The 18,914-nt window shown below is 72.9% G+C and carries 15 protein-coding genes; 4 read left to right on the top strand and 11 right to left on the bottom strand.

Translation table 11 applies throughout. The features are described 5' to 3' along the window. Positions 1 to 475 precede the first annotated feature (475 nt). The 4 genes from AB0C78_RS09335 to AB0C78_RS09320 are packed head-to-tail and all read right to left on the bottom strand — an operon-like array spanning position 476 to position 4,911. The gene (locus tag AB0C78_RS09335) at positions 476 to 1,567 is read right to left on the bottom strand and encodes an acyl-CoA dehydrogenase family protein (RefSeq protein WP_360744176.1); all 1,092 of its coding nucleotides are present in this window, start codon (positions 1,565 to 1,567) and stop codon (positions 476 to 478) included. Then, positions 1,564 to 2,778: an acyl-CoA dehydrogenase family protein gene (locus tag AB0C78_RS09330; RefSeq protein ID WP_360744173.1), complete on the bottom strand. Its 1,215-nt coding sequence runs from the start codon at positions 2,776 to 2,778 to the stop codon at positions 1,564 to 1,566. Before AB0C78_RS09330 ends, AB0C78_RS09335 begins: the two co-directional genes overlap by 4 nt. Continuing rightward, positions 2,775 to 3,728 carry an acyl-CoA dehydrogenase family protein gene (locus tag AB0C78_RS09325; protein ID WP_360744170.1) on the bottom strand — a complete coding sequence of 318 codons (954 nt, stop codon included), beginning with the start codon at positions 3,726 to 3,728 and terminating at the stop codon, positions 2,775 to 2,777. The genes AB0C78_RS09330 and AB0C78_RS09325 overlap by 4 nt, the downstream gene beginning before the upstream one ends. A gap of 37 nt (positions 3,729 to 3,765) precedes the next feature. Continuing rightward, positions 3,766 to 4,911 (bottom strand): acyl-CoA dehydrogenase family protein, encoded by a 1,146-nt coding sequence (locus tag AB0C78_RS09320; protein WP_360744167.1) that lies wholly within the window; start codon positions 4,909 to 4,911, stop codon positions 3,766 to 3,768. 107 nt (positions 4,912 to 5,018) lie between these two features. Here AB0C78_RS09320 and AB0C78_RS09315 point away from each other — a divergent pair, with 107 nt between their 5' ends. Beyond that, on the top strand, positions 5,019 to 5,825 hold the full coding sequence (locus tag AB0C78_RS09315) for an FCD domain-containing protein (RefSeq protein ID WP_360744164.1): 807 nt from the start codon (positions 5,019 to 5,021) through the stop codon (positions 5,823 to 5,825). A gap of 10 nt (positions 5,826 to 5,835) precedes the next feature. On the opposite strand, the gene AB0C78_RS09310 is transcribed toward AB0C78_RS09315, so the two are convergent. After that, a complete protein-coding gene (locus AB0C78_RS09310) occupies positions 5,836 to 6,609 on the bottom strand; it encodes an SDR family oxidoreductase (RefSeq protein WP_360744162.1) in 774 nt (257 codons plus the stop codon). Positions 6,610 to 6,638: 29 nt separating this feature from the next. Continuing rightward, positions 6,639 to 8,156 carry a class I adenylate-forming enzyme family protein gene (locus tag AB0C78_RS09305; protein WP_360744159.1) on the bottom strand — a complete coding sequence of 506 codons (1,518 nt, stop codon included), beginning with the start codon at positions 8,154 to 8,156 and terminating at the stop codon, positions 6,639 to 6,641. A gap of 89 nt (positions 8,157 to 8,245) precedes the next feature. Here AB0C78_RS09305 and AB0C78_RS09300 point away from each other — a divergent pair, with 89 nt between their 5' ends. Genes AB0C78_RS09300 through AB0C78_RS09290 form a run of 3 tightly spaced genes read left to right on the top strand, consistent with a single transcriptional unit; the run spans position 8,246 to position 11,567 of the window. Beyond that, on the top strand, positions 8,246 to 9,409 hold the full coding sequence (locus tag AB0C78_RS09300) for a CoA transferase (RefSeq protein WP_360744156.1): 1,164 nt from the start codon (positions 8,246 to 8,248) through the stop codon (positions 9,407 to 9,409). After that, on the top strand, positions 9,406 to 10,299 hold the full coding sequence (locus AB0C78_RS09295; RefSeq protein WP_360744153.1) for a CoA ester lyase: 894 nt from the start codon (positions 9,406 to 9,408) through the stop codon (positions 10,297 to 10,299). The genes AB0C78_RS09300 and AB0C78_RS09295 overlap by 4 nt, the downstream gene beginning before the upstream one ends. Further along, positions 10,296 to 11,567 (top strand): acetyl-CoA hydrolase/transferase C-terminal domain-containing protein, encoded by a 1,272-nt coding sequence (locus tag AB0C78_RS09290; protein ID WP_360744150.1) that lies wholly within the window; start codon positions 10,296 to 10,298, stop codon positions 11,565 to 11,567. The genes AB0C78_RS09295 and AB0C78_RS09290 overlap by 4 nt, the downstream gene beginning before the upstream one ends. Here the strand turns inward: AB0C78_RS09290 and AB0C78_RS09285 are convergent. The 5 genes from AB0C78_RS09285 to AB0C78_RS09265 form a co-directional block, all read right to left on the bottom strand. Continuing rightward, a complete protein-coding gene (locus AB0C78_RS09285; RefSeq protein ID WP_360744147.1) occupies positions 11,564 to 13,003 on the bottom strand; it encodes an aldehyde dehydrogenase family protein in 1,440 nt (479 codons plus the stop codon). The genes AB0C78_RS09290 and AB0C78_RS09285 overlap by 4 nt on opposite strands. 5 nt (positions 13,004 to 13,008) lie before the next feature. Continuing rightward, a complete protein-coding gene (locus tag AB0C78_RS09280; protein WP_360744144.1) occupies positions 13,009 to 14,715 on the bottom strand; it encodes a thiamine pyrophosphate-binding protein in 1,707 nt (568 codons plus the stop codon). 5 nt (positions 14,716 to 14,720) lie between these two features. After that, positions 14,721 to 15,647 (bottom strand): SDR family NAD(P)-dependent oxidoreductase, encoded by a 927-nt coding sequence (locus tag AB0C78_RS09275; protein WP_360744141.1) that lies wholly within the window; start codon positions 15,645 to 15,647, stop codon positions 14,721 to 14,723. Then, positions 15,640 to 17,469 (bottom strand): NAD(P)/FAD-dependent oxidoreductase, encoded by a 1,830-nt coding sequence (locus AB0C78_RS09270; protein ID WP_360744138.1) that lies wholly within the window; start codon positions 17,467 to 17,469, stop codon positions 15,640 to 15,642. Before AB0C78_RS09270 ends, AB0C78_RS09275 begins: the two co-directional genes overlap by 8 nt. Positions 17,470 to 17,537: 68 nt before the next feature. Then, positions 17,538 to 18,914: an aromatic ring-hydroxylating dioxygenase subunit alpha gene (locus AB0C78_RS09265; protein ID WP_360744135.1), complete on the bottom strand. Its 1,377-nt coding sequence runs from the start codon at positions 18,912 to 18,914 to the stop codon at positions 17,538 to 17,540.

Genomic DNA, 18,914 nt, shown 5'->3' with positions numbered 1-18,914 from the left:
GGACGGGGACAACTCACCCAACGGAGGACCTCCCTGTGCCAGGTGCGCGGTCGTCGCCGCGCACGCCGTTCCGCATCCGCCGCTCGTGCCGCTGGACGGTCGTTCAGCGATGCTGAACACCTGGATAGCACCGCTCCGAAAAGAGGGTCAATATCCCCTCTGACCAGGGAATACGCCCTGCCGTCCGGCCATTGACGGCATGCCGGAATGAGCGTCTCGCGCGTCCTGCGGGAACGTCCACCCGGGGGTGGCGCCCGCCCACCGGAACGAGCGAGAAGAAAATTCTTTCTGATCGATATTGAGTTCTTGTCTACCGATAACGGGCTTACCATGAGGGCGTGACCGTCCGCGCCCCGCCCGGACGTCCGGGGGCGGCCACGGGCCTCTCACGACCTCGACCGAACAAGATCAGAGAATCTGTATTGTCTTGCTGCCGAGTCCACCTCATCCCGGCACGAAACGCAAGAGGCGGCGCTCACCGATACCGGCGCGCGACGCGGCGCCGGTGGTCCGCGGGCGAACCGAACAGGGAGCGGTCGAGCATCGCGCGCTTCAGGTGGACGTGGACGCCGCTCTCCCACGTGTAGCCCATGCCCCCGTGCAGCTGCATCGCCTTGCCCGCGACGTCCACCGCGGCCTCGCAGGCGTACGACTTCGCCATGGACACCGTCACCCAGCAGTCCGGGTCGCCGGCGGCCAGCGCCCGCGCTGCGGCCTCCACGAGGCGGCGCGCCACGGTGACCCGGACGAGCATGTCGGCGCACGCGTGCTTGACCGCCTGGAAGGAGCCGATGGGGCGGCCGAACTGCTCGCGCACGCCCGCGTAGGCGACGGTCGCGTCCAGCATGGCCTCGCTCAGGCCGAGGCCGTCGCAGGCGACGGCCATGGCGGCACGGTCACCCAGGTGCCGGAAGGCGGCCGCGGGGTCTCCGGTGAACCTCCGGAGCGAGCCCTCCGCCACGACCGCGCCTTCGGCGGTCACCCGGCCGAACGCGCGGGTGTCATCGAGGAGCGGCTGAGCGGTCACCCGGATCCCCGCGAGGTCCGGACCGGCGTCGACCATGACCGGTTCTCCACCGGGTGCGAGCGCGGGCAGCAGGAGCCGGTCGGCGCCGGCCGCGTCGGGCACGAACGCCGCGTCGCCGCGCAGGACGAGCCCTCGCGGCGACCGCTCCAGGCGGAACGGCGGCTCCGCGGCGACGGCGGTGCCCATGTCGCCCGTGTCGCCTGCCAGCGCGACGGCCGGACGCGCGGCCCCCGACGCGATGGCGCGCAGCAGGCCGTCTCGCTCCGGTCCCGGTTCGAGCAGGTTGAGCGCTCCGGCGCCCAGGACCGCCGCGCCGACGTACGGAGTGGACGCCGCCGCGCGGCCCATCTCCTCCAGGACGACGGCGACCTCCGCGAAGGTGGCACCGGAGCCGCCCAGCGCTTCCGGCACCTCCAGGCCGGGCCAGCCGGATCCGGTGATCGCCTTCCAGCCGGGCGCCCGGTCCGGGCCGGCGCCGGAGAGCAGGTCGCGCGCCACGGCGCGGAGCTCGCCGTGCAGATCGGAGAGGTCCTGGCTCATCGGCCGCCCCGGGGTTCGCGGGGCAGGCCGAGGCCGCGCTCGCCGATGATGGTGCGCTGGATCTCGCTCGTCCCGCCCGGGATCGTCCACTCCCACGAGCCGATGAAGTCCAGCGCCCAGGCACCCGACTCCCATCCGCTGGACAGGGGTTTGCGCAGCTCGGCGTGGGCGGCGGGCCCGGCGATCTCGGCGCCGAAGCCGGTCATCCGCTGGAGCAGCTCGCTGTAGAACAGCTTGACCACGGACGCGTCGGCCGGACCGGACGTGCCCGCGTCGTGGCGTTCCACCAGGTCGCGGCAGAGCGCGCGGAGCGCGGTCAGCTCGGTCTCGAAACCGGCCAGCCGGTCGGCGACGAGCGCGTCGTCGACGGGCCTCGCGCCGGCCGGCCCGGGGCGGGCGCACGTCTCCAGCAGCCATCGGAAGCCGGCGTTGCCGAGCCGCTCGGCCAGCTCCAGCATCGTCATGCCGCGCTCGGCGCCCAGCGTTTCCTGCGCCACCCGCCAGCCGTCGTTCTCGCGCCCGACGAGGCAGGTCCGGGGGATGACGACGTCGTCGAGGAAGATCTCGCAGAAGTGCGACTCGCCGGTCGCCTGCCGGATGGGGCGGACGTCGATCCCCGGCGTGGTCATGTCGAGCAGGAAGTAGGAGATGCCGCGCCGCTTCGGCGCGCCGGGGTCGGTGCGGGCGAGCAGCAGGCACCAGTCGGCGTGCGCGGCGCCGCTCGCCCACACCTTCTGACCGTTGACGACGTACCCGCCGCCCTGCCTGCGGGCGGTGGTCGAGAGCGCGGCCAGGTCGGACCCGGCGCCGGGCTCGGAGAAGCCCTGGGCCCAGATCTCGCCGTCCAGGATCGCCGGGAGGTGGCGGCGGCGCTGCTCGTCGGTCCCGGCGGCCAGCAGCGTCGCGGCGGCGTGGTGGATCGCGACGAACGCCAGCACGAGCCGCGGCGCGTCGTGGGCGGCGAGTTCCTGGTGCAGGACGATCTGCTCGGCGACCGGCATCCCGCCGCCCCATTCACGCGGCCAATGCGGGACGGCGAACCCGGCACGGCGCAGTTCCTGGAACCACTCCTTCTGGAAGGCGACGAACTCCTCCTCTGGGACGCCCGTCTGCGCCCGCCGCCAATCGGCCGGGACGTGTTCGCGGCACCATCCGCGCACCTCGGCGCGGAACTCCGCGAGGTCGTGTGCGGTCCCGCGAATTCCGGTCACCGCGCCGCCCGCTCCCGCGCCTCGCCGAACGGCCCGGTCAGGCCGCGCCGGCCCAGGCTGCGCGTCAGCCGGTCGCGCGTCCCCGACGGGCCCAGCGGCAGGCGCCGCAGCGGCTGGCCGTAGCGGGAGAGCCACGACAGGAACGCCTCGTCGCAGAAGCCGAAGGCACCGTGCAGCTGGTGCGCGACGCGGAAGACGACGTCGGCCGCCTCGACGGCCGCGAGCCGCAGCGCGAGCGCGTCGTCGACCGCCTCGCGGCGATGGTCCTGGACGCTCCAGAGCGCGTACTTCGCCAGCGCCTCGGCACCGCTGCGCTCGACCTCCGCCTCGGTGAGCTGGAAGCGGACGCCCTGGAACCGCGCGAGCGCCTGCCCGAACTGCTCGCGGAGGAGGACGTGCTCCCGGGTGAGGTCGAGTGCCCGGTCGAGCATGCCGAGCAGCGTCCAGCACGGCAGGACCAGGCCGAGGGCGAGGTCTCGCGCGCAATCGCCGTCGGCGCCGGCAGGCCGCAGGTCCAGTCCCGTGACGAACGCCGACGTGCGGGGCGGGCCCTCCGGTGCCCGCGCGGCGGCGTCGCAGCGCCGGCCGTCCAGCGTCACAGCCGTCCAGCGCAGGTCGAGCCCCGCGACGGCGGCGGCTGGACGGGCGCCGTCGACGACGAGCAGCCCGTCGGCGCCGGCCGGGCGGGACAGGCGCTCGGCCACCGGGAACGGAACCGCGAAATAGCCCGCCGCGCGGCACAGTGCCGCCGCCGCCTCCAGCTCCGCCGCGTCGCCGCGCGGGTCGAGGTCGAGCGCGCCCAACTCGTCGAGGACCGGCCCGACGAGCGCCGCCCTGCGCTTGGGTTCGCGTTCGGCCTTCCGGACGAGGTCGTCACCTCCGGCCCCCTCGAACGCCCGGACCGCCTGCCGCCCGTACTCGGCGGCCTCTTCGCTCAGGTCGATGTTCATGCGGTGCCGGCCGTCGGGGCGGTGCTCAGCGGTCCGGTCATGACGCCAGCAGCGATCGGGACAGCAGGATCTGCTGCATCTCGATGCTCCCCGACGCGACCGTGGACGCCCGGGAGTAGCGCCAGTGGTCCTCGACCCGCAGGCGGAACCGGCGGGCCTCCGCGCCGTCCGCCCCGGCCGACGCGACGATCTCCATCAGCACGTCGGCGCTGTCCTGGTCGAGCCGGGTCACCGCGATCCGGTACGCGGCCGCGTCGGCGGGCCGCACCGTGCCCTTGGCCTGTTTCGCCACCACCTCGTAGGCGAGCAGGCGCGCGCGCCGGCAGTGCGTCAGCATCCGGGCCCACCGCCCGCGCAGCTCGTCCGGCAGGCCGTCCCACCGGTCGCCGAGCACCGAGGGCGCCGCCTGGAGCAGCCGCTCGCACCGGGCGTAGCGGGCGATGCCGACGCGCTCGAACGACAGCACCTCCTGCACCACCTCCCATCCCCGGTCGACGGCGCCGAGGACGTCCGCGCCGGTCACCCGCAGGTCGCTGAAGAAGACCTCGTTGAGGTGGTGCGGCCCCATCATCGACGCGATCGGCCGGACCTCGATGCCCGGCGCGTCCATCGGCACGAGGAAGATCGTCAGCCCGTGCTGCCGCCGCTCCCCCGTCGAGGTGCGGGCGAGCAGGAAGCACCACTGCGCCATGCCGGCGTAGGACGTCCAGATCTTCTGGCCGGAGATGCGCCAGGCGCCGCCGTCCCAGCGGGCGGACGTGCGCAGCGCCGCGAGGTCGGAGCCGGCGTCGGGCTCGCTGAACCCCTGGCACCAGATGACCTCGCCGCGCGCGATCGGCGGCAGGTGCCGGCGGCGCTGCTCCGCCGTGCCGTGCCGCATGATCGTCGGCCCCACCCAGTTGACGCCCATGTACTGCGCGCCCCGGGGCTCGTGGTGCGCCCACATCTCCTCGCGGACGACGGTCTGCTCCCAGACCGAGGCGTCCGCGCCGCCGTACTCCCCGGGCCAGGCGAGGCAGAGCAGTCCGCGGTCGGCGAGCAGGCGGCAGAAGCGCTGCGCGGTCTCCAGGTCGGACGGGTCGTCGGTGAAGGCGCCGAGGAAGCCGGGCGGGACGTGCTCGGCGACCAGCCTGCGCAGGTCGCCGCGGAGGGCGGTGGCGGCCTCGCCCATCGTGAAGTCCATGCCGACGACGCTATTTCAATCCTTGTAAGGATTGCAATACTGCCTTTGGTTACCCGGTCACGGTAGACTCGCCGCATGGTCCCTCAGCTCCACGGGAAGCGGCCTGCGTGACGACACCGCGACGCAGCCGAGTCCACCAGCACCGCATCGCCGAGACCGTCGCCGGCGAGCTGCGCACCCGCATCCTCGCCAGCGACTACGACTACGCGCTCCCCACCCAGGACCAGCTGGTCAGGGAGTTCGGCGTCAGCTACCCCTCGGTGCGGGAGGCGCTGCGCATCCTGGAGACCGAGGGCCTGGTGACGGTCCGGCGCGGCAACGTCGGCGGCGCCGAGGTGCACCGGCCGGACCAGTCGTCGGCCGCGTACCACCTCGGCCTCGCGCTCCAGGGCGACCGGGTCTCGCTCGGCGACCTGGCGGCCGGGCTGCGGATGCTGGAACCGCTGTGCGCCGCCGAATGCGCGCGACGCGAGGACCGCGCGGAGGTCGTCGTCCCCGCCCTGCGCGCCAACGTCGAGGAGTGCACCGCGCTGGTGGACGACGGCGTCGCGTTCACGCAGACCGCCCGCGAGTTCCACGACCTCCTCGTCGCCTTCACCCCGAACGCGACGGTCCGCAACGTCGTCGGCAGCCTCGTCGCGCTGTGGTCGGCGCAGGAGGAGGCGTGGGCCGAGGCGCTCACCCGGCGCGGCGAGTACCCGACCCGCGACGAGGCGATGACGGCCGTCCGCACCCACCGCCGGATCGTCGACGACATCGCCGCCGGGCGCGCCGGGGAGGCGGAGCGGGTCGCCTGCGCCCACCTCACCGCGACCCAGTCCCTGCTCCTGGAGCGTTTCGACGACGGGATCGTCAACGCCGCGTCGCCCGCCGCCCGGCAGGCGATCCAGTCCGGCGTGCGCGCGCGCCACTGACCGCAGCGGACTACCGGGCGGTCCAGCCGCCGTCGACGACGATCGTCTGCCCCGTGACGTAGCTCGCGGCGTCCCCGGCGAGCCAGACGATGGCACCGACGATGTCGTCCGCGCCGCCCTCCTTCGGCAGCGGCGTGTTGCGGCGCAGGTACTCGGCCGGCCGCTCGTTCTCGTACAGCGGGCCGGTGATCTCGCTGCGGAAGAAGCCCGGCGCCACCGTGTTCACCCGGATCGAGTGCCGCGCCCACTGCACGGCCAGCTCGGCGGTGAGGCCGGACAGGCCCGCCTTGCTCGCCGCGTAGGACGCCTGCGGGATCCCCGGCACGCCGACGCGTCCGCTGATGGACGACACGTTGACGATGGAGCCCCGCCCAGCGGCGCGCATGTGCGGGAAGACCGCCTGCGCCAGCACGAACGGCGCCACCAGGTTGAGGTCCAGGGTCGCGCGGACGGCGTCGAGCGGTTCGGATTCGGCGCGCTCCTCGGTGAACATGGCGCCCGCCGCGTTGACGAGGATCTCCGGCGGGCCGAGCCCGTCCGCCACCGCGGGCGCGACCGTCCCGGCCCGCTCGGGATCGGACAGGTCGCAGGCGACGGGCAGGCCGCCGATCTCCGCGGCGAGCGCGTCCAGCCTGTCCCTGCGCCGGGCCACCAGGCCGACCCGGGCGCCGAAGGCGGCCAGTGCGCGCGCGACCGCGGCGCCCAGCCCCGACGAGGCTCCCGTCACGATCGCCACCCGGCCGTCGAGACCGAACATCCCGCGTGCGGCGGCATCGGCGTCCACGCGCGCCTCCCTTTGGTGAAGCTCCGGATTCACCGGTCGCCCGGTGCGTCCCGTGCGACGAGGTCGGCCAGCCCGGCGCGCTGCACCTTCCCCATGGCGTTGACCGGCAGCGCGTCGACCCGCGTCCAGATCTCCGGCACCTTGTAGGGCGCGAGCTCCCGGCGGCACGCCTCGGTGAGCGCCGCGACGTCCAGCCGCGCGCCGGTGCTCTCGACGACGGCGGCCACCCGCTGCCCGAGGCGGTCGTCGGGCACCCCGCACACCGCCGCGTTGGCGACACCGGGATGCGCCAGGAGCACCCGCTCCACTTCGAGCGGATAGACGTTCGCGCCGCCCCTGACGATGACCAGCTTCTTACGGTCGAGCACGGTCAGCCATCCGTCGCCGTCGACCGTACCGATGTCGCCGGTGGGCACGGGGCCGGGTTCCGGCGGGCGGACGCGGCCGTTCTCCCAGTAGCCGAGCAGCGGCGTCCAAGCCCCCGCCCAGGGGCCCGACGTCGCGCCGCTCAGCCGCAGCTCGCCCGGCTCACCCGCGGGGAGGCGGCGGCCGTCGTCGTTGTAGGCGGCGACGTCGATGTGGGGCAGCACGCGCCCGCTCGTGCCCGGGCGCCACTGCTCGCCGGGTGGGTCGATGGACACGACGGTCGGCGCCTCGGTCAGGCCGTAGGTAGCGCGGGGCACGAGCCCGTGCGTCGCGGAGAAGGCCTCGCGCAGCGCGTCGGAGGTGTCGCCGCCCCCGCTCCACGCCTCCTGGAGCGGGCCGAGCCCGAGGTCCGGGCGCCGGGCCAGGTCGTAGAGCTGCGCGGGCGCGCCGTTCCACGCGGTGACGCCCCGCTCGCAGATCCAGCCGGCCAGGCCGTCGGCGTCGCGCCGGTCCATGATGACCGAGCATCCGCCGGCCTGCGCGGCGAGCAGCGTCGACAGGACCATGAGGTTGAGGATCGTGAGCGGGAAGCCGTCGCCCTTGCGCAGCTCCGGGCCCCAGCCGCGGGTGGCGACGAGCACCGCGCCAGGCAGGAGCAGGTTGCGCTGGCTGTGCACGACGGCCTTCGGACGTCCTGACGTCCCGCTGGTGAACGCGATCCCGGCGGGCGCGTCGATGTCGAGGGCGACCTCCGGGGCCGTCTCCTCCCCCTCCATGAGCCGCGCCCACCGGTCGGGGTCGACGCGGCCCGGCACGTCGAGCCGGCAGCGCGGTCCGGCGAGGACGACCGCCGGATCGCAGATGCCGTGCAACTCCTCCTGCTCGGCGGGCGCGAGCGCCTCGCCGATCCCCGCCCACATCGCGCCGATCCGCTGGGCGCCGTGGAAGGCCGCCACGATGTCCAGGTCGTTGGGCAGGCACGCGGCGACGCGGTCCCCGGGCCGCACCCCGAGCGACCACAGCGCACCGGCCGCTCTCCGCGCCCGGTCGTCGAGCTCGGCGTACGTCCAGGCGCCGGAGGCCGCCTCGATCGCGGTCGCGCCGGGCCGCGCGGCGAGCGGTGCGTCCAGCACGGCGGCGATGGAGGGCGGAGGGGCGCTGCCGGCTTCGGTGCTCCTCATGACCCTCTTGATATCATCATCCTTGTAAGGATTAACAGCATCATCTGGATACAGGGTTCCCGGGCGCGAGAATCCGGTGGGAGCGGCCGATGTCGGACGAACGCGGATACCATCCGGGCCCGCTGTCGGGAGTGCGGGTCGTCGACCTGACGGCGATGGTGATGGGCGCGCACTGCACCCAGATCATGGCCGACATGGGGGCGGACGTCATCAAGGTCGAACCTCCCGCCGGCGACAACACCCGGCGGATCTCGGCCGGGCCCGAACCAGGGATGGCCGGCGTCTTCGCCAACGTCAACCGCGGCAAGCGCAGCGTGGTGCTCGACCTGCGCACGGACGGGGGCAAGGACGCCCTGCGCGGCCTCATCGAACGCGGCGACGTCTTCATCCATTCGATGCGCGCGCGGGCGATCGCCGGACTGGGATTCGCCTATCCCGACGTGGCCGCGATCAACCCGTCGATCGTCTACACCAATTGCTACGGCTACGGACGGCGCGGGCCGGACGCGGGCCGCACCGCCTACGACGACACGATCCAGGCGGAATGCGGGCTGCCGTCCGTCCAGGAGCAGCTGACCGGCGAGGCCGGCTACGTCGGGACGATCATGGCCGACAAGGTCGCCGGGATAACGGCGCTGTACGCCACGATGATGGCGCTGTTCCATCGCGAGCGGACCGGCGAGGGCCAGGAGGTCGAGGTCGCGATGTTCGAGACGATGGCCGCGTTCATGCTGGTCGAGCACGCCAACGGCGCGCTGTTCACCCCTCCGCTCGGCCCTGCGGTCTATCCGCGCGCCGTCTCCCGGAACCGCAGGCCGTACCGCACCAAGGACGGCCACGTCTCCGCGCTCGTGTACAACGACAAGCAATGGTCGGCGTTCGTCGGCGCCGTGAAGCCGGAATGGGCGGGCGAGCATTTCGCCACCCTCGAACAGCGGGCCAGGCAGATCGACACCGTTTACGCACTTCTCGGGGAGACCTTCAGGCAGCGCACGACGCAGGAATGGCTGGAACTGCTCTCGTCCCTGGACATTCCCGCCGCGCCGGTCCGCACCCTGGACGACCTGTTCGACGACCCGCACCTGAACGCCGTCGGCTTCTTCGAGACCGTCGACACCCCGAACGGGCCGGTGCGGTTCCCGGGGACGCCGGCCTGGTTCTCGCGGACGCCGGGCCGGGTCGCCGGCCCGGCCCCGAGGCTCGGCGCCCACACGGCGGAAGTACTGGACGAACTGGGATGGGAGCGGAAATGACCCGCGACGCGGAAACGTTCTCCGCACGCTCGTGGCTGTTCGCTCCCGGCGACAGCGAACGGAAGATGGAGAAGGCCACGGCGTCTCCGGCCGACATCGTGCTCTTCGACCTGGAGGACGCGGTCGCCGAAGAGCGCAAGCCGTCCGCCCGGACGATGGTCGCGGACTTCCTGCGATCCAGTCCGGACAACGACAGAGACCGGCTCTGGGTGCGCATCAACCCCCTGGACGGCCCGCACGCGCTGGCGGACCTGGCGGCGGTGATGCCCGCCCGCCCCGGCGGCGTCATGCTCCCCAAGGCGCGCGGCCGCGCGGACGTGGAGAAGCTCGACCACTACCTGTCCGCGCTGGAGGTCTCGGCGGGCACCGAGGAGGGCTCGACCAGGGTCATCGCACTGGTGACGGAGACGGCCGAGGCCATGTTCACCACCGGCACCTACGCGGGCGCGCCGCGCCTGGTCGCCATGACCTGGGGCGCCGAGGACCTCGCCGACGCGGTGGGCGCCTCCGGCAACCGCACCGCCGACGGCGAGTACGGGTTCACCTACGAGCTGGCCCGGAGCCTGTGCCTCCTCGGCGCCGCCGCCGCAGGAGCGGTGCCGGTCGACACCATCCACGGCGACTTCCGCGACCTGGACGGGCTGCGCGCGCGGGCCGAGCGGGTGCGCCGCGACGGCTACCGCGGCATGCTCGCCATCCACCCCGCCCAGGTCGAGGTGATCAACGCGGCCTTCACCCCGACGGACGCGGAAGTGGCCGCCGCGCAGGAGATCGTCGACCTGTTCGCCGCCAACCCGGGCGCGGGCACCCTCGCCCACGACGGCGCCATGCTCGACCGTCCCCACCTCGCCCGCGCGCGGGCGCTGCTCGCCCAGGCGGGACGCGCGTGAAGACCGTCACCGATCCCGCCGGCCTCGACCTGAGCCGGTTCCTGCGCCCCGGGGACCACATCGTCGTCGGGCAGGCATGCGGCGAGCCGACCACGCTGGTCGAGGCCCTGATCGAGCAGGGCCCCGCCATCGGCGGCCTGTCGGTCTTCATCGCGACGAGCTTCTCCGGCCTCCTCACCCCGGACGCGATGGACGGCGTCGCCGTGTCCAGCATGGGGGCGATCGGCGCGCTGCGCGCCCTCTCCGCGAAGCACCGGCTCACCGTCGTCCCCTGCCACGTCGGCCAGGTCGGCCCGATGATCGAGGCGGGGATCCTGCGGTGCGACGCCGCGTTCGTCCAGGTCGGTCCCGCCGGCGCGGACGGGGACCACAGCCTCGGCCTCATCAGCGACCATGTCCGCGCCGCCGCCGCGAAGGCGCGCGTCGTCATCGCCGAGGTGAACGAGCGGGTGCCCCGCACGTACGGGGAGGTGCTCCCCGCCGCCGGGATCGACTGCGCGGTGCACGTCTCGCGGCCCCCGGTCGAGGTCCCTCCGGCGACGATCGGCGCGACCGACCGGGCCATCGCCGAGCACGCCGCCGCCTACATCGAGGACGGCTCGGTCATCCAGACCGGGATCGGCGCCGTCCCGGACGCCCTGCTCCGCCTCCTCCACGACCGCGCGGACCTCGGCGTCCACTCCGGCATGATCGGGGACGGGCTGGTCGACCTGGTCGAGGCGGGCGTCGTCACCAACGCGCGCAAGCCCATCGACCGGGGCGTGTCCATCACCGGCGCGCTGATCGGCACCGAGCGCCTCTACCGGTTCGCCGACCGCAACCCGGCGATCCGCATGCGCGCCGCGGACTACACCCACGACGCCGCGGTCCTCGCGCGGCTGGAGAGGCTGGTGACGCTGAACTCGGCGATCGAGGTGGACCTGACCGGCCAGGTCAACGCCGAGCAGACGGGCCCCGCCTACCTGGGCGGCACCGGCGGGCAGGCGGACTTCGTCCGGGCGGGCGCGCGCTCGCCCGGCGGGCACGCGATCATCGCGCTGCCCGCCACGGCGCGGCGCGGCACCGTCAGCAGGATCACCGCCGCGCTGTCGGGCCCGGTCACCACGGCCCGCAGCGACGCGGACGTCATCGTCACCGAGTTCGGGGCGGCCGAGCTCAAGGGCAGGCCGCTCGCCGAGCGCGCCCGCCGCCTCGTCGCCATCGCCCACCCCGACTTCCAGGAGGAGCTGGCGCGGGAAGCGGACGCGATCGGCAAGCGCGGGTTCTAGCCCGCGGCCTGCTCGGGTTCGTAGCCGAGGACGCCCTTGGTCTCCAGGTAGTCGTGGAAGCCGAACTCGCCCCATTCGCGGCCGTTGCCGCTCTTCTTGTAGCCGCCGAAGGGGCAGCCGAAGTCGAACCCGTCGTTGATGGAGACCCAGCCCGCGCGGATGCGGCGGGCGACGGCGCGGGCGGCGTCGAGGTCGGCGCCGGCGACGTTGCCGGCCAGGCCGTACTCGGTGTCGTTGGCGATCTCGACGGCGTGGTCGACGTCGTCGTAGCCGATGATCGTCAGGACCGGGCCGAAGATCTCCTCGCGGGCGATGGTCATGTCGTTGGTGACGTCGGCGAAGACGGTCGGCCTGACGTAGAAGCCGGTCGGCAGGCCGTCCGGGCGGCCGGTGCCTCCGGCCACGAGGGTGGCGCCCTCGTCGATGCCCTGCTGGATGAGCGCCTGCACCTTCTCGAACTGGGCCCGCGACGCCACCGGGCCCATCACGACGTCGTCGGCGGGGTCGCCCACGGTGACGCCGGCGACGGCCTCGCGCGCAACGGCGGCGGCCTCGTCCATCCGCGACCTCGGCACCAGCATCCGTGACAGGGCGCTGCAGGTCTGCCCGGAGTTGCCCATCATGGTGGTGACGCCGGACGCGACGTTCGCGGCGAAGGCCGCGTCGTCCAGGACGATGTTCGGGCTCTTGCCGCCGAGTTCCTGGGTGACCCGCTTGACGCCGGGCGCGGCGTTCCGCGCGACCTCGACGCCCGCGCGCACCGACCCGGTGAAGGAGACCATGTCGACGCCGGGGTGCGACGAGAGCGGCGCGCCGGCGCCGGGCCCGTCGCCCTGCACGAGGTTGAACACTCCGGCGGGGACGCCCGCGGCGTCCAGGATCTCGGCGAAGATCCGCCCGGCGGACGGCGCGATCTCCGACGGCTTGAGGACCATGGTGCAGCCGGTCGCCAGCGCCGGGAACACCTTCACCGCGATCTGGTTGAGCGGCCAGTTCCAGGGCGTGATCAGCGCGCACACGCCGATCGGCTCCTTCACGACGAGGGTGGCGCCGCGCCGCTCCTCGAACGCGAAGTCCTGGAGGATCTCGATCGCCTTGGCGAGGTGGCCGGCGCCGAGCCCGACCTGGAACCCGCCGGCGAGCGAGGCGGGCGCGCCCATCTCCTCGGTCAGCGCGGCGGCGAGGTCGCCGGACCGTTTCTGGTACGCCTCCTGGACGTTCCGGAGCACCTCGGTCCGGTCGGCGGCGCTCGTCCGCGACCAGGAGCCGAACGCGCCGCGCGCCGCCGCGACCGCACGGTCCACGTCGGCGGCCGAGCCGGCCGCCACCTGGCCGCAGACCTGCTCGGTCGCTGGGTTCACCACGTCGAGGGTCCGTGACGGATCGGCCGGGGCGCTCCACTCCCCGCCGATGTAGAACTCCAGGTTGTCTCCCATGGCCGTCACTGCATCCCTTCCGCGTACCAGGTCCGGAACTCGGCGTAGCTCGGCATCTCCTCCGAGTTCGCCTTGGGGTCGACCGCGACGTGGACGACCGCCGGCTTCCCGCTCGCGTAGGCGCGCTTGATGGCGGGGGCGATGTCCGCGTCGCGGTCGACGTACTCACCGTGGCAGCCGAAGCCTTCGGCGACCTTGTCGAGCCGGGTGCCGGTGCTCCAGTGCACGCCGGGCATCCGCGCGTCCTGCCCGAAGGTGCGCTTGTAGACGCCCACCTCCAGGCCCCACGCGTAATCGACGGCCACGACGCAGACCAGCGGCAGGTTCAGCCGCGCGGCCGTCTCAAGCTCCGCGATCTGGAACAGGAACGACGAGTCGCCGGTGATCAGCATCAGCGGGCGCGCGCCGCCGTCGGCGACCCCGGCGCCCACGGCGTAGGGCAGCCCGGTGCCGAGGTGGCCGAAGTTCTGGTTCCAGAGCACGTCGTGCGGTTTGGCCTGCGAGTACGTCCAGCCGAAGATCGTGGTGGCGCCGCCGTCACGGACCATGATCCCGTCCGGCGGGAACGCCCTGGTCGCCTCGACGACGAGCCGCGCGGGGTGGACGGGCGACCCGCCGGACGGGGCCGTCTCTGCCAGGTCCGCGAGCCGCGCCGCGTCCTGCTCGATCCAGCCGGCGAGCTCCGGCGACGGTGTGCGGGGAGAGTCGGAGAGCGCGTCCACGAGCTGCGGGACGACCGCGCGCAGGTCGCCGACCAGCGGGATGTCGATGGGGCGGTTGACGCCGATCGCCCCGGGGTCCTGCTCGACGAGGATCCAGGTGCGTCCGGCGGCGTTCTCCAGCCAGTGCCGGCCCCGCCCGTAGTGGACGGGCTCGCCCAGTTCGGTGCCGATCGCCAGGCACAGGTCCGACTTCACGACCGCGTCGACGGCCGATGGCGAGAAGCCGTAGGACCAGGTGCGGTCCTCCAGTCCCTTGATGTAGGAGGTGCCGCCGGACGTCTGGATGACGGGGCATGCCATCAGGTCGGCGAGCCGCTTGACCTGCTCCCCCGCGCGGGCGGTGTGCACGCCGTGGCCGACGAGGAGGATCGGCTGCTTCGCCGCCCGCACGGCCGCCGCCGCCTCGGCGACCTTGTCCGGCCCCGCCGTCTGCCCGACCAGGCGGTACGTCTCGGGCGGCGCCGCCGGCGGGACGTCGAGCTCCTCCTGGATCACGTGCGACGGGTACTCGATGTAGACGGGGCCGGGCGTGCCCGACAGCGCCTTCCGCAGCCCCTCGCGGACGATCTCGTCGGTCTGGTCGGCGTACTCGATGCTGGCGGCGTACTTCACCGACGGCGCGAACAGCTCGGCCTGCTTGACGAACTGGATGCGGCCGCGCCGCACCCGCTGCTCGGTGATGCGGGCCCGCTGCCCGCCGAGGAACACGACCGGCGAGTTCTCGACCTTGGCGCACATCATCGCCCCGGCCATGTTGGCCATGCCGGGGCCGAGCGTGCCGATGCACACGGCCGGCTTCCCCGTCATCCGGGACACCGCCTCCGCCATGAAGCCGGCGGCCTCCTCGTGGTGCGGGGCGACCACGCTCCAGCCGCGCTCCTCGGCGAGGTGGAAGAGGTGCACGAAGTTCGGATCGGGGATGCCGAAGATGGTGCTGATCCCCTCGGCCTCGAAGAGGCGAAGGATGCGTTCGTAGACCTTGACCGCCATGGCGGCTAGCCCTCCTTGGCCGTTGCGGGGCTCGCCATCGCGAAGCTCCTGCTGATGTGGTCGTTGTGCGCCGAGGGGACGACCGGCAGGATCCAGGGGTCGCGGGCGTCGCGGATCTCCGCGATCCGCTCGCCGACCTCCTCGATCGTCCAGGACGGCCGGTGCACGCCCGGGGTCTCGCCGACGAACGCCCGCGCGACCCGTCCGGCGATCGCCACCAGCATCTCGCCGGTGATCGAGCAGGACTCGTGCGCGAGCCAGCCGACGGCGGGCGCCGCGAGCTCGGGCTCCATCGGCGGGTAGGCGGAGGTGTCGATGCCCGCGGCCATCCGGGTGACGGCGGCGGGCACGATGACGTTGCATTTCACGCCGTGTTCGGCGCCTTCGAGCGCGACCACGTTGGACAGCCCGATCACGCCCGCCTTCGCCATCGCGTAGTTCGCGACACGGTGGTTGCCGTACAGGCCGCCGATCGAGGAGGTCAGCACGACGCGCCCGTATCCGGCGGCGTACATGGCGGGGAACGCGTGCCGGACGACGTTGAAAGCGCCGCGCAGGTGGACGTCCAGCACGGCGTCGAGGTCCTCGGGCGTCATCTCCGCGAGCGGCGCCGGACGATGGTTCCCCGCGTTGTGGACCAGCACGTCGATCCGGCCGAAGCGGTCGAGCGCCGCGTCGATGATCGCCCGGCCGCCCTCGAACGTCGCCACGGACGCGTGGCAGGCGGCGGCCTCTCCCCCGGCCTCCTCGATCTCCCGGACGACCGCGTCCGCCGGACCGGGGTCGGTGCCCTCGCCGCTCATCGCGCCGCCCGGGTCGTTGACGACGACCTTGGCGCCCCGCGCGCCGAGCAGCCGGGCGTAGGCGCGCCCGAGTCCGCGGCCTGCGCCGGTGACGACGGCGACCCGGCCGTCGAACCCGAGGTCAGCCATGGACGACCATGCCCTCCATGTCGCCGGCGTCGCGCCACGCCTGCAGCAGGTCCTCCATGGCGTAGAAGCCGGGCCAGTACGGCTCGCCCAGATGCGAGCGGATCTTCTTCTCGCCCTCGCCGTTGTAGTAGCCGGGCGTGCACTCCCGCTCGAAGGTGCTGTTGTCGACGGCGGTCTCCTTGACCGTCCGGCACCACTGGGCCTGCGCGTCGGCGGTCGGTTCGACGGTCGTAGCGCCGCGCGCCAGCGTCTCGCCGATCAGGTAGGAGATGTGCCGGGCCTGCTGCTCGAACATCGCTGTCGTGCTCGCGGTGACGCCGCCCTGGAGGAACCCGGTGAAGAACAGGTTCGGGAAGCCGTGCGTGGTGATGCCGTGGAGGGTGCGGTACCCATCGGCCCAGTGGTCGTACAGCGACACGCCGCCGCGTCCAGCGAAGGGCTGGATGCCGAACCGCCGGTCGAGGTCGGTGGTGATCTCGAAGCCGCTGGCGAAGACGATGCAGTCGACCTCGTGCTCGACGCCGTGCGCCATGATCCCCTTCGGGGTGATGCGCTCGACGCCCTTGGTCCCGGACACGTCGACGAGCGTGACGTTCGGGCGGTTGAACGTCGGCAGGTACTGGTCGTTGAAGCACGGCCGCTTGCACAGGAAGCGGTAGTAGGGCTTGAGGATCTCGGCCGTCTCCGGGTCGTCGACGAGCGCCTCGACGCGGCCGCGAAGCCGCTCCATGACCCGGTAGTCCACGAGTTCGCGCAGCTCCATGAACTTCGCGGGGTCGGCCATCGCGGCCCAGCCGTCCGTCTCGTCCAGGTGCGCGGCCAGGTTGCGGCTGATCTCCGTCCAGCCGTCGCACACCAGGTCGGGCTGCCCCGGCGCGAACGCCTCGAACGCGGCGGTGTGGAAGCTGCGGCGCCGCTCCTCCTGCCAGCCGGGACGCAGCGTCTTCGCCCATTCGGGGTCGGTGGGGACGTCGCCGCGCTCGTCGATGGTCGACGCCGTCCGCTGGAAGACGTACAGGTGCTCGGCGGCGCGGGCGATGTGCGGGATCACCTGGACGCCGCTCGCGCCGGTGCCGATGACGGCGACCTTCTTGCCGGCCAGGCCGCTCAGCCCGCCGCTCATGTCGCCGCCGGAGTAGTCGTAGTCCCAGCGTGCGGTGTGGATGGTGCGGCCCTCGAACTCGGTGATGCCGGGGACGCCGGGCAGCTTCGGGCGGTTGAACGGGCCCTGGCACATGGCGACGAAGCGGGCCCTGATGTCGTCCCCGCGGTTGGTGCCGATCCGCCAGCGGCCGATCGGCTCGTCCCACTCCAGCGAGGTCACCAGGGTGTGGAAGAGCGCGTTGTCGTAGAGGCCGAAGTGCTTGGCGATGCGTTGGCAGTGCTCGTACACCTCGTCGCCGAAGGCGTACTTCTGCTTCGGCATGTACCCGACCTCTTCGAGCAGCGGCAGGTAGCAGTAGCTGTCGGTGTCGCACTGGATCCCCGGATACCGGTTCCAGTACCAGGCGCCGCCGAAGTCGCCCGCCCAGTCGACGACGCGCAGGTCCGTGACGCCGGCCTGCTTGATCCGCGCCGCGGTGACGAGGCCGGAGAAGCCGGCGCCGAGCACCACCGCGTCCACGTCGCCGGTGATCGGCTCTCGGGGCTGGACCGGCAGGTACGGGTCGGACTCGTAGAAGTCCGCGAACTCCCCCTCGGTCACCACGTACTGGCCGCGTCCCTCGGGGTGCAGGCGCTTGTCGCGTTCGGACAGGTACTTCGCTCGGAGGGCGTCGCGGTCGACCTCGGGGGTCCGCGTCGGCGCGCATTCGTGCGGCATCCAATGATTCCTCGGCTCGGGGCGGTGACTCCGGGTCGTCCGCCGTCACGTCGGTGCGGGTGGGCGGCTCAGGCGAGGTCGCGCGGCGCGCCGGTGCCCATGTACTTCGCGAGGTTGTGGTGCAGGTTCACGACGCTGCGCTCGCGGTACGGGTTGGGCTTGGGACCGGAGAAACCGCGCGACTTCATCCCCTGCTGGACGGCCGCCATGTTGGAGAAGTCCTGCGGCAGGACGGTGCGCCAGCCCGGATCGTCCTCCGGTGTGTGGATCCACTCGGTCTCGGGCTCCTCGCCGGGTGGGAACAGCTCGTAGACGGCGGCCTCGAACACGCACTTGTCGGGGTCGTGCCCGTACGGCCGGAACCGGTAGCAGAGCATGTTGTTGGGCGCGTGCCCGATCTGGAAGTTGGGGAAGATCTGCCAGGCTGTGCCGGCCTTCGCGGTGATCTCCGGCGGGACGGTCGGCCAGACCACGCCGCGTTCGGCGTCCTTCGCGCGGGCCGTGGACAGCCAGTGCGCGAGCACCTCGGGCGCCGGGGTGCCCTCGGGCAGGTCCTTGACGAGTTCCTGCGCCACCTCGACCAGCGTCCAGGTGGTGTTGGTGTTGGCGTTCTCCCAGGTGAAACGCTGCAGCTCGGCCGTCGACGCGCGCGGGTCGTCGCCGGTGCCGAGGCGGAGCTTGGCCTGGTTCTCGTCCATGCTCTTCGGCGCGTCGTAACCGATGTTGCTGTGCCTGCCGTGCGAGCGGGCCCAGCCGAGGAACCCGCCGAACTTCATGAACTCCGGGTGCGTGTAGGGGACGTGGTAGGTCTCCATGAACGCCTCGAAGGCGACCTTCCAGTTGCAGTCGAAGACCAGCCAGCGCCGCCACCGGTAGCGCATGTTCTCCAGCTGGAAGGGGTCGAGCAGGGTGGCGGCGGGTTCGAGGTAGTCGCGCAGCGGCTCGCAGTCCGGGTCCATGTTGATCCACACCCAGCCGCCCCAGGTGTCGACGGCGACCTGCTTCAACGCGATGCGCTCGTCGGTCAGCCCGCACGGCCAGTCCTCGCGTTCGGGGACGTGGGTGCAGTCGCCGTCGATGCCGTACCGCCAGCCGTGGAAGCCGCAGACGAACTGGCGTCCGTGGCCGCGGGCGTCGTGCGCGCCGGGCGGGGTGTCCACCAGCCGCCGGCCGCGGTGCGAGCAGACGTTGTGGTAGGCGCGGAACCGGTCCTTCGCCGTGCGCACGACGATGATCGAGTCGTCGACGATGTCGTAGGTGAGCCAGTCGCCGACCTCGGGCAGTTCCTCGACCCGGGCGACCTGCTGCCACACCCTGCTCCACAGCCGGTCGCCCTCCGCGCGGGCGTACTCCTCCGAGACGTACGCCTCCACGCCGATCGTCATCGGCTCCGACAGCGGTTCCGCGGATAGGGCTTCGGGGACGTTCTCGAGGGTCTCGCTCAT

The organism is Actinomadura sp. NPDC048394 (genome assembly GCF_040651755.1).
GTDB lineage: Bacteria > Actinomycetota > Actinomycetes > Streptosporangiales > Streptosporangiaceae > Spirillospora > Spirillospora montaniterrae.
The sequence above is the reverse complement of the archived record's forward strand: the minus strand, read 5'-3'. Positions and strand labels throughout refer to the sequence as shown.

Excerpts from the sequence above, each read along its gene's own strand:
- AB0C78_RS09335 (WP_360744176.1), bottom strand. The coding sequence starts at position 1,567 with ATGAGCCAGGACCTCTCCGATCTGCACGGCGAGCTCCGCGCCGTGGCG.
- AB0C78_RS09325 (WP_360744170.1), bottom strand. The coding sequence starts at position 3,728 with ATGAACATCGACCTGAGCGAAGAGGCCGCCGAGTACGGGCGGCAGGCG.
- AB0C78_RS09320 (WP_360744167.1), bottom strand. The coding sequence starts at position 4,911 with ATGGACTTCACGATGGGCGAGGCCGCCACCGCCCTCCGCGGCGACCTG.
- AB0C78_RS09305 (WP_360744159.1), bottom strand. The coding sequence starts at position 8,156 with ATGAGGAGCACCGAAGCCGGCAGCGCCCCTCCGCCCTCCATCGCCGCC.
- AB0C78_RS09300 (WP_360744156.1), top strand. The coding sequence starts at position 8,246 with ATGTCGGACGAACGCGGATACCATCCGGGCCCGCTGTCGGGAGTGCGG.
- AB0C78_RS09295 (WP_360744153.1), top strand. The coding sequence starts at position 9,406 with ATGACCCGCGACGCGGAAACGTTCTCCGCACGCTCGTGGCTGTTCGCT.
- AB0C78_RS09285 (WP_360744147.1), bottom strand. The coding sequence starts at position 13,003 with ATGGGAGACAACCTGGAGTTCTACATCGGCGGGGAGTGGAGCGCCCCG.
- AB0C78_RS09280 (WP_360744144.1), bottom strand. The coding sequence starts at position 14,715 with ATGGCGGTCAAGGTCTACGAACGCATCCTTCGCCTCTTCGAGGCCGAG.
- AB0C78_RS09275 (WP_360744141.1), bottom strand. The coding sequence starts at position 15,647 with ATGGCTGACCTCGGGTTCGACGGCCGGGTCGCCGTCGTCACCGGCGCA.
- AB0C78_RS09270 (WP_360744138.1), bottom strand. The coding sequence starts at position 17,469 with ATGCCGCACGAATGCGCGCCGACGCGGACCCCCGAGGTCGACCGCGAC.
- AB0C78_RS09265 (WP_360744135.1), bottom strand. The coding sequence starts at position 18,914 with ATGAGCGAGACCCTCGAGAACGTCCCCGAAGCCCTATCCGCGGAACCG.